The sequence below is a fragment of the Pseudomonas sp. B14-6 genome (assembly GCF_013260315.1).
GTDB lineage: Bacteria > Pseudomonadota > Gammaproteobacteria > Pseudomonadales > Pseudomonadaceae > Aquipseudomonas > Aquipseudomonas mandelii.
Map to the genome: position 1 here is coordinate 2,281,742 of NZ_CP053929.1, position 14,832 is coordinate 2,296,573.

The 14,832-nt window shown below is 59.0% G+C and carries 13 protein-coding genes; 5 read left to right on the forward strand and 8 right to left on the reverse strand.

What is annotated here, in order from left to right; all coding sequences use genetic code 11:
* The first annotated feature begins 6 nt into the window (after positions 1–6).
* Together HP062_RS10400 and HP062_RS10405 are read left to right on the forward strand one after the other, a co-directional pair.
* Positions 7–573 carry a CsiV family protein gene (locus tag HP062_RS10400; protein ID WP_010456333.1) on the forward strand — a complete coding sequence of 189 codons (567 nt, stop codon included), beginning with the start codon at positions 7–9 and terminating at the stop codon, positions 571–573.
* 10 nt (positions 574–583) lie between these two features.
* Positions 584–3,277, forward strand: a complete 2,694-nt coding sequence (locus HP062_RS10405) for a DEAD/DEAH box helicase (protein ID WP_172791380.1) — start codon at positions 584–586, stop codon at positions 3,275–3,277.
* A gap of 125 nt (positions 3,278–3,402) precedes the next feature.
* On the opposite strand, the gene HP062_RS10410 is transcribed toward HP062_RS10405, so the two are convergent.
* On the reverse strand, positions 3,403–6,459 hold the full coding sequence (locus HP062_RS10410) for a DEAD/DEAH box helicase (protein ID WP_372242817.1): 3,057 nt from the start codon (positions 6,457–6,459) through the stop codon (positions 3,403–3,405).
* Positions 6,460–6,480: 21 nt separating this feature from the next.
* Between HP062_RS10410 and HP062_RS31455 the strand changes: the two genes are divergently transcribed.
* Positions 6,481–6,669, forward strand: a complete 189-nt coding sequence (locus HP062_RS31455) for a hypothetical protein (RefSeq protein WP_229801687.1) — start codon at positions 6,481–6,483, stop codon at positions 6,667–6,669.
* A 97-nt stretch (positions 6,670–6,766) separates the two neighbouring features.
* On the opposite strand, the gene HP062_RS10415 is transcribed toward HP062_RS31455, so the two are convergent.
* The 3 genes from HP062_RS10415 to HP062_RS10425 all read right to left on the reverse strand — a co-directional run bounded on the left by HP062_RS10415 (position 6,767) and on the right by HP062_RS10425 (position 9,393).
* A complete protein-coding gene (locus tag HP062_RS10415; protein WP_083376188.1) occupies positions 6,767–7,504 on the reverse strand; it encodes an S-methyl-5'-thioinosine phosphorylase in 738 nt (245 codons plus the stop codon).
* Positions 7,505–7,516: 12 nt separating this feature from the next.
* On the reverse strand, positions 7,517–8,515 hold the full coding sequence (nagZ, locus tag HP062_RS10420; RefSeq protein WP_172792565.1) for a beta-N-acetylhexosaminidase: 999 nt from the start codon (positions 8,513–8,515) through the stop codon (positions 7,517–7,519).
* Between the two features lie 170 nt (positions 8,516–8,685).
* Entirely contained in the window at positions 8,686–9,393 is a 708-nt protein-coding gene (locus HP062_RS10425; RefSeq protein WP_010456345.1) for a TetR/AcrR family transcriptional regulator, read from the reverse strand.
* Between the two features lie 229 nt (positions 9,394–9,622).
* On the opposite strand from HP062_RS10425, the gene lexA reads away from it, so the two are divergent.
* Together lexA and sulA are read left to right on the forward strand one after the other, a co-directional pair.
* Entirely contained in the window at positions 9,623–10,231 is a 609-nt protein-coding gene (gene lexA, locus HP062_RS10430; RefSeq protein WP_007944149.1) for a transcriptional repressor LexA, read from the forward strand.
* 10 nt (positions 10,232–10,241) lie between these two features.
* Positions 10,242–10,715: an SOS-induced cell division inhibitor SulA gene (sulA, locus tag HP062_RS10435; RefSeq protein WP_010456350.1), complete on the forward strand. Its 474-nt coding sequence runs from the start codon at positions 10,242–10,244 to the stop codon at positions 10,713–10,715.
* A 93-nt stretch (positions 10,716–10,808) separates the two neighbouring features.
* On the opposite strand, the gene HP062_RS10440 is transcribed toward sulA, so the two are convergent.
* From HP062_RS10440 to HP062_RS10455, 4 genes are all read right to left on the reverse strand, one after another.
* Positions 10,809–11,042, reverse strand: a complete 234-nt coding sequence (locus HP062_RS10440; RefSeq protein WP_010456352.1) for a hypothetical protein — start codon at positions 11,040–11,042, stop codon at positions 10,809–10,811.
* 106 nt (positions 11,043–11,148) lie between these two features.
* Positions 11,149–11,673: a DUF6586 family protein gene (locus tag HP062_RS10445; protein ID WP_010456354.1), complete on the reverse strand. Its 525-nt coding sequence runs from the start codon at positions 11,671–11,673 to the stop codon at positions 11,149–11,151.
* Positions 11,674–11,814: 141 nt separating this feature from the next.
* A complete protein-coding gene (gene topA, locus HP062_RS10450; protein ID WP_010456356.1) occupies positions 11,815–14,448 on the reverse strand; it encodes a type I DNA topoisomerase in 2,634 nt (877 codons plus the stop codon).
* 114 nt (positions 14,449–14,562) lie between these two features.
* Positions 14,563–14,799, reverse strand: coding sequence for a DUF1653 domain-containing protein (locus tag HP062_RS10455; protein ID WP_010456358.1), 237 nt, complete (start codon positions 14,797–14,799; stop codon positions 14,563–14,565).
* Between the last annotated feature and the right edge of the window lie 33 nt (positions 14,800–14,832).

The following is a 14,832-nucleotide window of genomic DNA, read 5'->3' on the forward strand; positions in this document are numbered from 1 at the left end:
CGCCGCATGCGCCTGTTTTGTTTACTGACCTTGCTGACCACCCTGGTCGCTCCTACGGCGTTTGCCGATGACCTGTACCAGGTTGAAATGATCCTGGTGCGGCAAAACGCCGTGCCAGCCATTGTCAGCAAAGCCGCACCGGAAGACTGGGCTGCCGGTGCAAAAAGTATCAGCAAGGACAACCTGCGCACGCCGAGCCTGAATAACGAAGTGCAAAAACTCAGCGCCAGCAGCGATTACACGGTGTTACTGCACAAGGCCTGGCAACAGAACCTGGGCGAAGATGCCCGCAAGATCGCCATCAGTGAGGGCAAGGAACAGTTCGGCCAGTTCCCGATCGAGGGCACGTTGAGCTTGAAACTGGGACGTTTTACCGACGTCGACGCGGATTTCTGGGTCAACCAGATCGACGCCAATGGTTTGGTCACCGCCAGCGAACGCCTGAAGCAGGAAAGCCACACCAAGAACGGCCAGCTGAACTTCCTCGACAACGGCCACCTCGGCCTGCTGATCAAGATCACCTCGCTCACCGCCCCTGCGCCTCGGCCAGTCCCCGATGAAATTCCGGACTGATTGAGTCCCTATGTCAGCGACCCTGAGCAAACCCCTGGCACCTTCCTGGGTCAGCCGATTCAAGGAACAGAGCCTGGAGCGTGGCCGTCGCTACGCGCTGGAGAACCGCGTCAGGATCGTCGAGGCTGGCGATGCCACGATCGTCGCCGCTTGCGAAGGCTCTGGCGGTAACGTGTACCGCCAGACCATTCGCCTGCGCGAGTCGGCCAAAGCGACCTTGCTGATGGTCGACGCCACGTGCACGTGCCCGGTTCACGTCAACTGCAAACATTGCGCGGCGGTGCTGCTGAAGGTGCAGGAAACCCTCGCCTACCCCGCCGCCGCACAAGACGCCGAACTGCTGGAAAAACTTCAGGCGGTATTGGAGAACCGCAGCCCAAAGGCGCCACCCCAAGTCCTTGTGGACAACGTGCAACCGATACCGCGCCTGTGGCTGGCGAGCATCGAGTTCAGCGCCTTCGAACCACGCAACGGCAAGATGCAGCGCTACATCCAGCATCGGGCGGCGCTGTCGTTCAGCTATCTGGATGAGTACGTTTCCGGGCAGAAGAACGCCGATGTACTGATTCGCCAGGAAACCCAGACGCTACGGATAAAACGCCACCCGGAAGTCGAACAGGCCTACCGGGAGCAGCTGCGAATTCTCGGTTTCAAGATCGCCACCCGACAAAGCAAGGCCTTGCCGGAAAGCGCTGGCGAACTCTATGAAATGGTCAACGACAGCGCCTGGCTGACCTTCACCCTCAATGAATTGCCGAAACTGCGCACTCAAGGTTGGGAGCTGCAGATCGACGAAGATTTCGGCTTCGACCTGACCGCCGTGGACGATTGGTACGCCACCGTCGAGCAGGCACCGGAGCGCGACTGGTTTGATCTGGAGCTGGGGATCATCGTCAACGGCGAGCGCTTGAGCTTGCTGCCGATCCTGCTGAACCTGATGCGCTCCCACACCGAAATCCTCAATCCGGAACGCCTCGCCCGCCGACGCGACGACGAACTGATTCTGGTGAACATTCCCAACCGCCCGAATTCCCAGCACGGCCCCTTGCAGGTCGCCCTGCCCTTCGGCCGCTTGAAACCGGTGCTGGCGACGCTTGGCGAGTTCTACCTGCAAGAGCCCGGCGAAACCACGCTACGCCTGAGCAAGGCCGATGCCACGCGCCTGAATCCGCTGGAAGGCATGCCGCTGCTTTGGGAAGGTGGCGAGCAGATCCGCACGTTTGCCCAGCGCCTGCGGGACATCAAGGATTACACCGCAACAGCCCCCGAAGGCTTGAACGCGACCTTGCGCCCATATCAGCTGGAAGGCTTGAGCTGGATGCAGTCGCTGCGGCAACTGGAAGTCGGCGGAATTCTCGCGGACGACATGGGGCTGGGTAAAACCCTACAGACGCTGGCGCATATTCTTAGTGAGAAGAACGCCGGACGCCTCGACCGGCCGTGCATGGTGGTGATGCCCACCAGCCTGATCCCGAACTGGCTCGATGAAGCCGCGCACTTCACGCCACAGCTCAAAGTGCTGGCGCTGTACGGCGCCAGTCGCAAAAAACACTTTGATCACTTGGTCGATTACGACCTGATCCTCACCACCTATGCATTGCTGCCAAAGGACGTCGACCGCCTGGCCGCGCAGCCGCTGCACGTGCTGGTACTGGACGAAGCGCAATACATCAAGAACCCCAACAGCAAGGCCGCCCACGCCGCCCGCGAGCTGAATGCGCGCCAGCGCCTGTGCCTGAGTGGCACGCCGCTGGAAAACCACCTCGGCGAGCTGTGGTCGCTGTTCCACTTCCTCTTGCCTGGCTGGCTTGGCGACGTGAAAAGCTTCAACCGCGATTACCGCGTACCGATTGAAAAACGCGCCAGTGAAGTCAGACTTCAGCACCTCAACGGTCGGATCAAACCGTTCCTGCTGCGCAGGACCAAGGAGCAGGTCGCGACGGAATTGCCGCCGAAGACCGAGATCATCCATTGGGTGGAGCTCAACGAAGCCCAGCGCGATGTGTATGAAACCATGCGCCTGGCGATGGACAAGAAAGTCCGCGACGAGATCACTCGCAAAGGCGTGGCGCGCAGCCAAATCATCATTCTTGAAGCGCTGCTGAAACTGCGCCAGGTGTGCTGCGACTTGCGCCTGGTCAACGATGCCGTGCCGCCGACTCGCGGCAGTACCTCGGGCAAGCTCGACAGCCTGATGGAAATGCTGGATGAGCTGTTTGAGGAAGGTCGGCGAATTTTGCTGTTTTCGCAATTCACCTCGATGCTGGCGTTGATCGAAGTCGAACTGAAGAAACGCAGTGTTGAATACGCGTTGCTGACGGGACAGACCCGTGACCGCCGCGCCCCCGTGAAGGACTTTCAGAGCGGCAAGCGTCAGATCTTTCTGATCAGCTTGAAGGCAGGCGGTGTCGGTTTGAACCTGACGGAAGCGGATACGGTGATCCACTACGATCCTTGGTGGAACCCGGCGACGGAAAATCAGGCGACAGATCGGGCGTATCGCATCGGCCAGGAGAAGCCGGTGTTCGTCTACAAGATGATTGCCCGCGGCACGGTGGAAGAGAAGATTCAGCACCTGCAAAAGGAAAAATCCGACCTGGCGGCCGGTGTGCTGGATGGGCGCAAGACTGGCGACTGGAAGTTGCAGAGCGATGATATTGAAGCGTTGTTTGCGCCGCTGCCGGATAAGCTCGAGAAGCGCTGAGGTCTGCGGCGCCCGGCAGATCGATTTCGCGGGCAAGCCACGCGCCCACAGGTTCAGCGATCATCCTGTGGAAGCGTGTCTTGCCCACGATAGGGTCAATTCGTTTTCAGTCAAGAGATCGGAAATCAGGACTTGAGATTTGGCAACGGCGCAAACAGCGCTTCAATGTCACTCTGCTCAAGCTTCCAGCCACCCGTCGCTCCACCTTCAAGCACCGCCCCGGCCAGCGCGGCCTTCTCCAACTGCAATGCCTGAATTTTTTCTTCTACGGTGCCACGGGCTATCAGCTTGTAGACGAACACAGGTTTGTTTTGCCCGATCCTGTAGGCCCGATCAGTCGCCTGGTTTTCGACCGCTGGGTTCCACCAGGGATCAAAATGGATGACTGTATCCGCAGCTGTCAGGTTCAGACCTGTGCCGCCAGCCTTCAAACTGATCAGAAACAGCGGCACTTTACCGCTCTGAAAGTCCTTGACCGGTGTGCGCCGATCCGTTGTCTCACCCGTCAACAACGAGTAACCCTGACCACGTTGCTGCAACTCGTCCTCAATCAAGGCGAGCATCGAAGTGAACTGTGAAAACAGCAGCACCTTGCGGCCTTCGCTGAGCAACTCCTCCAGCATCTCCATCAGGCTGACCAGTTTCCCGCTGCCAGAACGAAGGGCTTTGGCGGTGAGCGGCGTTTTGATCAACCGCAGATCGCAACACACCTGACGCAGCTTGAGCAATGCATCAAGGATGATGATTTGACTGCGCCCGACACCACTGCGGGCAATTTCGTCACGCACCTTCTTATCCATTGCTACGCGCACGGTTTCATACACATCCCGCTGCCCATCGCTGAGATCAACCCAATGCACAATCTCGGTTTTCGGTGGTAATTCGGTTGCCACCTGATCTTTCTTGCGACGTAGCAAAAAGGGCTTTATCCGGGCCGTCAGATGTTGCATCCGTTCGTTATTGCCGTGCTTTTCGATCGGCGTGCGGTAGTCGCGATTGAAGGTTTTGCTGTCGCCAAGCCAGCCTGGCAGCAAAAAGTGAAATTGCGACCACAACTCGCCGAGATGATTTTCCAGCGGGGTGCCGGACAGACACAATCGCTGGCGGGCCTGTAGGTCTCGGGCTGCTTGAGCCGCTTTGCTGACCGGATTCTTGATGTTCTGCGCCTCATCGAGAATCAGCACACTCCAGACCTGAGGCTGTAAAACCTCCAGATCGCGCGGCAACAGCGCATAGGTGGTCAATACCAAGTCGTATTCGGCAAGACTGGCAAAGTCTTTTTGCCGCGCCGCACCATGCAGTGCCAAGACCTTCAACTGCGGGGTAAAGCGCTGCGATTCGTCGAGCCAGTTGGGGATCAGACTGGTGGGCATCACAGCCAGTGCCGGACGATCAAGCCGCCCGGCCTGTTTTTCTGCCAGCAGATGAGCCAGGGTTTGCAGGGTTTTCCCCAGGCCCATGTCGTCGCCGAGAATACCGCCGACCTCCAGTTCTCGAAGGGTTTGCATCCAGTTCAGCCCTTCCAGCTGATAAGGTCGTAGCGTCGCGTTCAGGCCCTCGGGCGCCGGGACATGAGCATGGATCGACTCCCGTAAACGCTTTGCAAAACTGCGCAGCCGTTCACCGCCCTGCCAGACCAGCGGAATGCCTTCCAGCGCACTCAGCCGCGCCGCATCCGGAGCACTCAAACGCAACGAGTCGCCCAGATGTTTACCCAGGTACAACTCGCCAAGGGTCGCCATCAGCGGTTTTATCCGGCCAAAAGGGAGTGCGACTTTGCCATGGGATTTACCACCGAAACGCCCATCGCCAAGTTCAATCAGTAGCTGTTCGTCATCATTGCGGCGGGCCAAGCTCGCAGGTTCCATCAACTGTGGCTGGCTACGTAGCAAATGCAGCAGGATGGGCAACAGGCTATGACGCTCGCCGTTGACGACGATGCCCAGCTGCAAATCGAACCACTGGCGCCCCGGCTCCTCCTCGACTTCTGCATACCACTGTTCGACGGGGTGCACGTTGAACTCAAAGTTATCGCTGATATCGATCAGCCAGTTTTTCTCCCGCAGCGCCGGGATGCCATGGTGCACAAAAGCAAGCCAGGCCGCGTCATCCGGCAGGGCGAACATTTCGCCTGGACGATCCAGGTTGCTTTTGCGTGTGGCCTTTTTAAAGCCATGTTTTTGCAAGGCTTGGCGCAAGGCTTTTTCGGCGACAGGGTTGCGCTGGATGCGCTGGGTTTCGGTACCCGAAAGGATCAGCACCTCCGGGTTTCGGTCCGACGTCGGATGGCCGTTGTAGGTAAACGCCAATGCAGCCCGGTGCTCTGGCTCGTACTGCCAGCGGACGTAACGCTTGCCGCTGGCGAGCGTCAGGTGAGCCTGAGGAAAAATGCCTTCGACGACCCGTTCCGTCAGGGCGTACGGAGGTGGTGCTGCCCGGGTCGCAGCGGTCATCCGCTGGCTGAATTGCATCGCCTGACCTGCAGGAATATCGGGAGCCAATGACAAGTGACGGGCCAGCTTTTCGTCCAGCTCGCTGAACAGCGGTCCGACTTGCAGCCGCTCGCGATCCAGATAATACAAGGGTTCCAGGGCCAGGATCGTTTCCACTGGCGCTTCGTCGCTGCTCCATTGAGGGCGAAAACTGCCATTGGATTGTTCGGCCCAGGAAAATTGACCTGTTCTTCTCATTCCCGGCGTCAGGGGTTGTGGCTGTTCGAGGTCAAGGAAAAGGCGCGAGGTTCGCAACAGCATTTCGATAAGTTCCACCCCACTGCTGCCTTCCAAGGGGTAGCCAGCGTAATGGGCGTGGTGGGAGTGAACGGCGACCAACAATCTGGCGATCCGCAGATCCAGTTCGGTCAGGTAACCGGGTTGCCGAATCAGCGTATCCGACAGCGAGTACACCGGCTTGATGTCTTGCAGGCGGCCGTCCTTGAGCTGATGGGCCTTGAAAATTTCCAGCGTCCATTTCCCGGCAGAGGATGTTGCCCTGAGTTTGTAAAACAGGCGCGTGCCTGCTCCCTGCGCCGACTCGTCAGGGGGATTGCTTACAGAAGGAATACCGTCGATCCAGCGCTCCAGTTCACGATTCAAGTGAACCTGGACGGCACTTTCAGGCGCGTTAACGGGATGTTCTTGCAGGTGATAGATGACTGCGGCGCAGTGCTTGCAATTGAACATGACAGGACAGGAGCAAACGCATTGGAGCTGCGCTTGCCCACGCCGATCTTCAGTGAGCTCAATGACCTGCTCGTATGCCTGCGTCTGGGAGCCGATGCACGTAGCGATAACCATGAGGTCATCAATTTGACGGATCGTTATCCGATCCTCATCCGCGTACCTGCGAGCTTTTTCCAGAGCACGATGGCTGAACACCTCTGCCCAGGGTAGCGCATGAAGTTGCTCAGTTATTGTGGTCACGACATCAACACCGCTTGAAACTCATTGAATCGTAAAGCAGCCAGGCACCTAATCCGACCGCTGATACTCAACCCGCCAACACCCGCGCCAACGTGGACTTGACCTTGCCCATCCCGTCCTGCAACGCCTGCTCGATCTCGGCCATGGTGATCACCGCCGTGGACTTGCCGGCTGCCGGGTTCACCACCAGCGCCAGACACGCATAATCCAGTTCCAGCTCACGGGCCAACGCCGCTTCCGGCATGCCGGTCATGCCGACGATGTCGCAGCCGTCGCGTTCCAGTTTTGCGATTTCAGCGACGGTCTCCAGACGTGGGCCCTGGGTGCAGGCGTAGATGCCCTGACTGCTGTAATCGACGCCTTCAGCCGCCAATGCCGCGATCAATTGCTGGCGCAGTGGTTCGCTGTAGGGATAGCTGAAATCGATGTGGGTGACGTGATCCAGGTCGCCAGCGAAATAGGTGTGCTCGCGACCGCTGGTGTAGTCGATCAACTGATGAGGCACACAAAAGTGCCCAGTACCCATTGCAGCATGAATTCCGCCCACGGCGTTGACCGCGAGGATCGCCTCGGCACCCGCCTGTTTCAGCGCCCAAAGGTTGGCGCGGTAATTCACCTGATGCGGCGGAAAACGGTGCGGGTGACCGTGGCGGGCGAGGAACAGCACTTCCTTGCCGGCGTATTCACCAATCTGCACGTCGGCCGAAGGCGCGCCATAGGGCGTGTCCACCGCCAGCGACTGACGAATGTTCAGGCCTTCGAGTTGGGTCAGGCCGGTGCCACCGATAATCGCGTAAACCGTCATAACGAAAAGTCCTTATTCAATCAGTTGAGCTTCTTTAAGCGCGCCTATGGCAGTCAGCCAGCGCGGGTTCTGACGGTATTCAGTGTTGGCATACGACTGGCCACGCATCCGCGCAATGCGCTCGGATGGCTTGACCTTCAAGCGCTGGGCAGCGCTCAAGGCGAGCTCCGCTGCAGCGCGGTCGTTACACACCAGGCCCATGTCGCAGCCAGCGGTCAGCGCGGCCTCGATACGGCTGGCGGCATCGCCTACCACGTGGGCACCGGCCATGGACAGGTCGTCACTGAAGATCACACCATCGAATTGCAGCTCACCGCGCAAAATGTCCTGCAACCAGCGGCGGGAAAACCCGGCTGGCTGGGAATCGACTTGCGGGTAAATAACGTGGGCTGGCATGACGGCGGCCAGTTGTTTGCTCAATCTGGCGAACGGCACCAGGTCGTTGGCGCGGATTTCATCGAGGCTGCGTTCGTCGTTCGGGATCGCGACGTGGGAATCCGCCTCGGCCCAGCCGTGACCGGGAAAATGCTTGCCGGTGGCAGCCATGCCGGCGCTGTTCATGCCGCGAATGAATGCACCCGCCAGCAGCGCTGCGCGCTCCGGGTCACCTTCAAACGAACGGGTGCCGACGACGGCGCTGCGCTGGTAATCCAGGTCCAGCACCGGGGCGAAACTCAGATCGAGGCCAACGGCCAGCACTTCGGTGGCCATGATCCAGCCGCACTGCTCGGCCAGGTATTCGGCGTTCGGATTGTCGGCGATGGCGCGCATGGCCGGCAGCCGCACGAAGCCTTGGCGCAGACGCTGAACGCGACCGCCTTCCTGATCCACCGCCAGCAGCAGGTCGGGACGAATGGCGCGGATCGCAGCGCTCAACTCGCGCACCTGACGCGAATTTTCGATGTTACGGGCGAAAATGATCAGGCCACCCACTTCGGGCTGACGCAACAATTGGCGATCTTCGGCCGTCAGCCAGGTACCGGCGACGTCCACCATCAACGAGCCTTGCAGGCCAGCAGTCATAGAGATTCCTTGATAACGAAAAACCCGGCGCGCACGCGTTCGCCGCCTTGGGCTGTGCCCGGCAGGTCGGCGACATCAATGGGAAGCGGGTTCAGAACGAGAGTCGGCATGGGCGGCTAGCTTAGCGGATGTCAGTCGCCGCGCCCACCCGTGCGCGGCTAAACCTTGGCGGCAGCCGGGGCCGACTTGCTGCGCGGACGCAGTTGTGCGGTGGCCATGGCCACATCGGTGACGCCTGTTTCGGCACGCATGCCTGCGGCCAGGAACGGCACCATCAGACGCATCACTTGCTCAATGGAGGTGTTAACGCCGAAATCGGTCTCGGCAATGGCGCGCAACGCCTTGATACCGGACATGCTGAACGCAGCAGCGCCGAGCATGAAGTGCACGCGCCAGAACAGTTCGATCGGCGGAATACGCGGCGCGGCTTCGTTGACCAGCATCATGTAGCGGCGGAACACCTTGCCGTACATGTCTTCCAGATAACGACGCAGGTGGCCCTGGCTTTGACTGAACGCCAACCCCAGCAAGCGCATGAAGATAGACAGATCGTTGCCGCTGCGCGGCTGCACGACGAGGGCTTGCTCAACGAGAATCTCGAGCAACTCTTCGAGTGTCGGCTTGTTTTCAGGCTTGGACTGACGCCGCTCCAGCTCTTTATCAAGGCTCAGGCAAAACGGCCCGAGAAAGCGCGAGAAGACAGCCTGGATCAGCGCCTTCTTCGAACCGAAGTGATAATTCACCGCCGCCAGATTGACACCGGCTTTGCTGGTGATCAGACGCAACGAGGTTTCGGCGAAACCTTTTTCCGCGAACAACTGCTCGGCAGCATCAAGAATGCGTTCAACGGTTTCCGACTGGGCCATGGCTACTCCGCCTGACAAACACTTGTTTGAAACATACGTTTCAGCCTGTGCATTGTCAAGCCTGCCGGTTCGTTTTGGGAATGGTCGGTCAGCTATTTAACCATACAACGGCGAGGCTTTAATCAGCTGGCTGATCGACCGTCCAGCGGCCGGCGAAAAAAGGGGCATTGCCAAGACCGTTCCACTGTATATAATCCCAGTCACTGTATAAAAAGACAGAGCGATCAATATGCTAAAGCTGACGCCACGCCAAGCAGAGATTCTGGCCTTCATCAAACGCTGCCTCGAAGACAACGGCTACCCGCCGACCCGTGCGGAAATCGCTCAGGAACTGGGTTTCAAGTCGCCTAACGCGGCGGAAGAACACCTCAAGGCGCTGGCCCGCAAGGGTGCAATCGAGATGACCCCGGGCGCTTCCCGTGGCATCCGCATTCCGGGCTTCGAAGCCAAGGCCGACGAGTCTACTCTGCCGATCATTGGCCGAGTGGCTGCCGGTGCGCCGATTCTGGCCCAGCAGCACATCGAGGAGTCCTGCAACATCAACCCTGCCTTCTTCCATCCGCGTGCTGACTATCTGCTGCGCGTTCATGGCATGAGCATGAAGGACGTCGGCATTTTCGACGGCGACCTGTTGGCCGTCCACACCACTCGGGAAGCCCGCAATGGCCAGATCGTCGTGGCGCGGATCGGTGACGAAGTGACCGTCAAGCGCTTCAAGCGAGATGGCAGCAAGGTCTGGTTAATTGCCGAAAACCCTGAATTCGCCCCTATCGAAGTCAACCTGAAAGATCAGGAACTGGTGATTGAAGGCTTGAGTGTCGGCGTCATTCGCCGCTAAAGGAGGCTTTATGCAGTTCCCACACACATCGCAGCAAGCACAACTGCCGTTGTTCGAGGCATTCATGGTGCAGCCGTTGGCCCCGATCCTGAAAGACGTGGTCGAGTCGCCCTGGAACGCCGAACCCGAAGTCTTCAGCGAGCTTTCACTACGTGGTGCGGCCGGGAATTGCTTGAACCTTTTGGCGCCGATTCTTCGTGAATTGAGTCAGGATCAAGACGCGCGGTGGCTGACACTGATCGCCCCGCCCGCCAGCCTGACTCAGACGTGGTTGCGGGACGCCGGTCTTAACCGCGAACGCATCCTGCTGCTGCAACCTCGCGGCACTCAGAGCGCTCAGCAGTTGACCTGCGAAGCCTTGCGCCTGGGCCGCAGCCATACGGTTGTCAGTTGGCTCAACCCATTGAACGCAAACTCACGGCAACAGTTGATCAGCGCAGCCCGTACCGGAGATGCGCAGAGCCTGAATATTCGCTTGGGTTAATGTATCAATAATGCGCGCAACGCAAAGCGCGGGGCTTCTCAAAGGATAGAGAAGCCGGTTCGTAACCGTATTAACAGAAAGCGACGAATGGGATCAGTGGAGGACCCGCGAACTCTCATCCGTATTAAATTCGCCTTCAACCAGGCGTCCTGCCATCTGAACACCCACGCTCAACATCGCCTTGGCGACTTCCACGTGTTGGCCCTGCAGGAAAGCCTTGGCATCCTCGGAGAAATCCAAAGTAACCAGAGAACCCTCGTCCTCGGCCCTGCGCAGCTCAATCCGGCCGTCTGGTAACTCGACAATTTCTAGAAAGGACGTTGGCATAAAGGTCTGTTCTCCACGAAAGGCGGGGATTATATAGGCATCGGCCAGGCTTCGCTCGGTAACTTGACCAGCAGCGCTTTTAATCGCGCCGCCGGCTCTCAGTCGATCAGCACTCGTTCAAACCTTCGCGAAACCGGATCGCCAACCCTTTGAGGTTCTGACGCCAGCTCTCCAGTTCTTCGCGACTCAATTCCTCAGGCGCGTCTTCCTCATCCAGGTTAACGGCCAGGATGAGCGGCTGAGTCACGTCGCCCTTGGGCTTATGCGGAGCGCGAGGCGGTTGAAACATCGCCGCGTGAGCCGCCAGCAGCTTCGCCAGCCAGGTTTCCGGATTCTGGGCCAGCTCGAACATCTCAGCCATCTCGGGAATGGCGATGGCTTCCAGCACTTCGCGGGTCAGCAACATTTCTGCCCGAGGTGCATTGGCCTGAGGCAAGCGGTAGAAGCCAGCGATTTCATGGCACAGCCCCAGCAACGCACCGTACAGGTGAAACAACGTCGACTCGCGCCCAGCCTGAATCAGCGCCAGGGAGTTCATCGCCCGCCCCTCTTCAGCCTTGGCTAGCGCTTCCAGCGACAGGCCGGCGAAATAAATCTTCTGGTTGGTACGGGTATAGAGTTCGTGGGCCATGACGGCAGCCTCCACAACGAAATAATTGCTTCACGCAGGTCAGACAGTGTCGTGGATCCGCCGATCCTACCGCAAGCACAAAACAAAAAGGCCGCATGAAAACCAGTAGGTTGTCATGCGGCCTTTTCAGTACAGCACCTGTTAAGCCTTAGCGACCTTCGCTGGACGCTTGTCTTCGACCGTCCATTTGCCGCCGTCGTAGTACGCCTTCCAGCCAGTCGGCTTACCGTCGACTTCAGTCTGCACGTACTGCTCTTTGGTCTTGCGGCTGTAGCGGATCACCGCAGGCAGGCCGTCCGGATCTTTCTTCGGTGCTTCGCAGAGGAAGTGGTACTTCGGATCGATCTCATCCTTGTGCGGCACAATTTCCATGACCAGCGGAGCACGCGTCTCGCGGTTTTTCGGGAATTGACTGGCCGCCAGGAACAGGCCGGAAGCACCGTCGCGCAGGATGTAGGTGTCGTTGACCTTTTCGCATTTCAGCTCAGGCATCTTCACCGGATCCATCTTCGGCGGCGCCGCATCACCGCTTTTCAGCAGTTTGCGGGTGTTCTTGCACGTCGCGTTGGTGCAACCGAAGAACTTGCCGAAACGGCCGGTCTTGAGCTGCATCTCGCTGCCGCACTTGTCGCATTCCAGGCTCGGACCTTCGTAGCCCTTGATGCGATAGGTGCCCTCTTCGATTTCATAACCAGCGCAATCCGGGTTGTTACCGCAGATGTGCAGCTTGCGCTTCTCATCCAGCAGGTAGGCGTCCATCGCCGTGCTGCAGATCGGGCAACGGTGCTTGCCGCGCAGTACCAAGGATTCCGATTCACCCTCGTCGTCCGCCGCGATTTCATCGCCCGGTACCAGGTTGACGGTGGCCTTGCAGCGTTCTTTCGGCGGCAGGCTGTAACCCGAGCAACCCAGGAACACGCCGGTCGATGCGGTACGAATCTGCATCGGACGCCCGCACAACACGCACGGGATATCAGTCATCACCGGCTGGTTGGCGCGCATGCCGCCTTCGGCGCTTTCGGCTACTTCGAGTTTCTTCTTGAAGTCGCCGTAGAACTCGTCGAGCACGTTTTTCCAGTCGCGCTCGCCCTGAGCCACGTCATCGAGATTCTCTTCCATGCCGGCGGTGAAGCCGTAGTCCATGAGGTTGGAGAAGCTCTCGGCCAGACGCTCGGTCACGATGTCGCCCATCTTTTCCGAGTAGAAACGACGGTTGTGCAGCGCAACGTAGCCACGGTCCTGGATGGTGGAAATGATCGCGGCGTAGGTCGAAGGACGACCGATGCCGCGTTTTTCCATCTCCTTGACCAGGCTCGCTTCCGAGTAACGCGCCGGCGGCTTGGTGAAGTGCTGGGTCGGATCAAGCTTGATCAGCTTCATCGCGTCGCCCTGGGCCATGTCCGGCAGCACGTCGTCATCGCCAGGCTTGGCGATTTGCGGCATGACCCGGGTGTAGCCGTCGAACTTCAGGATGCGACCCTTGGCGCGCAGCTCGAAATCGCCGGCACCGACGGTGACCGTGGTTGACAGGTATTGGGCTGGCAGCATCTGGCACGCGAGGAACTGGCGCCAGATCAGCTCGTAGAGCCGCTCTGCATCACGCTCCATGCCCGACAGCTTGCTTGGCTCGGTATTGGCGTCAGACGGACGAATCGCTTCGTGAGCCTCTTGTGCGCCTTCCTTGCTGCTGTAGACATTCGGGTTTTCCGGCAGGTACTTCTTGCCGAACTCGCCTTCAATATAGGTGCGCGCCATCGTCACGGCATCGGCCGAGAGGTTGGTGGAGTCGGTACGCATATACGTGATGTAGCCGGCTTCATACAGACGCTGGGCCATCATCATGGTTTTCTTCACGCCGAAGCCCAGGCGGTTACTCGCAGCCTGTTGCAGGGTGGACGTGATAAACGGCGCCGACGGCTTGCTGCTGGTCGGCTTGTCTTCGCGCTTGACGATGCTGTAGCTGGAAGCCTTGAGCTTCTCCAGCGCGGCCATGGCCTGGGCTTCGTTGAGCGGCTTGAAGGCTTCGCCTTTCTCGCGAGCCACGTCGAAGCGCACGGTGGCGCCCTTGGCGGTGCCGAGGTCGGCGTGGACTTCCCAGTATTCTTCGGGGTTGAACGCGCGGATTTCACGCTCACGCTCGACCACCAGCTTCACGGCAACCGATTGCACGCGACCGGCGGACAGACCACGAGCGACTTTGGCCCACAGCAGTGGCGAAACCATGTAACCCACCACGCGGTCGAGGAAACGACGCGCCTGTTGTGCGTTGACACGGTCAATGTCCAGCTCGCCCGGTTTGGAGAAGGCTTCCTGAATCGCTTTCTTGGTGATTTCGTTGAACACCACGCGCTTGTAGCGGCTGTCGTCACCACCGATGGCTTCGCGCAGGTGCCAGGCAATGGCTTCCCCCTCGCGATCCAAGTCGGTTGCGAGATAGATGGTGTCAGCATCTTTGGCGAGCCGGCGCAGCTCTTCGATGACCTTTTCCTTGCCCGGGAGGATCTCGTACTTGGCTTTCCAGCCATGATCGGGATCGACACCCATGCGCGAGACCAGCTGCTTGCGCGCCTTCTCTTTCGGCGTGAGCACCGGACCTTCACCCGCGGCGGCCTTGCCGCGCTTGGCGGCAGGCTCTTTGCTGGCGCTAGCCGAACCGCTGGTGGGCAGGTCTCGGATATGGCCGATACTCGACTTCACCACGTATTGGTTACCCAGATACTTGTTGATGGTCTTGGCCTTAGCCGGGGATTCCACAATGACCAGCGATTTGCCCATGGATCAGAAAATTCCTGAATTCTAGAAGTGAAAGGCGGTTGGCGCCTGACGCGGCACCGCTATATATAGTGGCTACAAGGTGAGGTCAAGCGCAGGGTCCTGCGCGCACTCAGCTTATGCCTTCGAAAAAAGGCTCGGTTCGGCTTCCACCAAAGCAAAGCGTGGCACCTGTTCGCCGTCAACCTCGACCGACTCCAGGAACATGCTCAAGGGACGCACCCAAAAGCCGTAATCGCCATACAGGGCTTGGTAGAAGACCACTTCTTCCTCGGTTTCCGAATGCCGCGCGATACTGAATACGCGGTACTGCGGACCTTTGTAATGCTGGTAGAGCCCAGGTTGTATCGGCATGGTTTGGCCCTCACTCAAATCTTTTAAAAATAA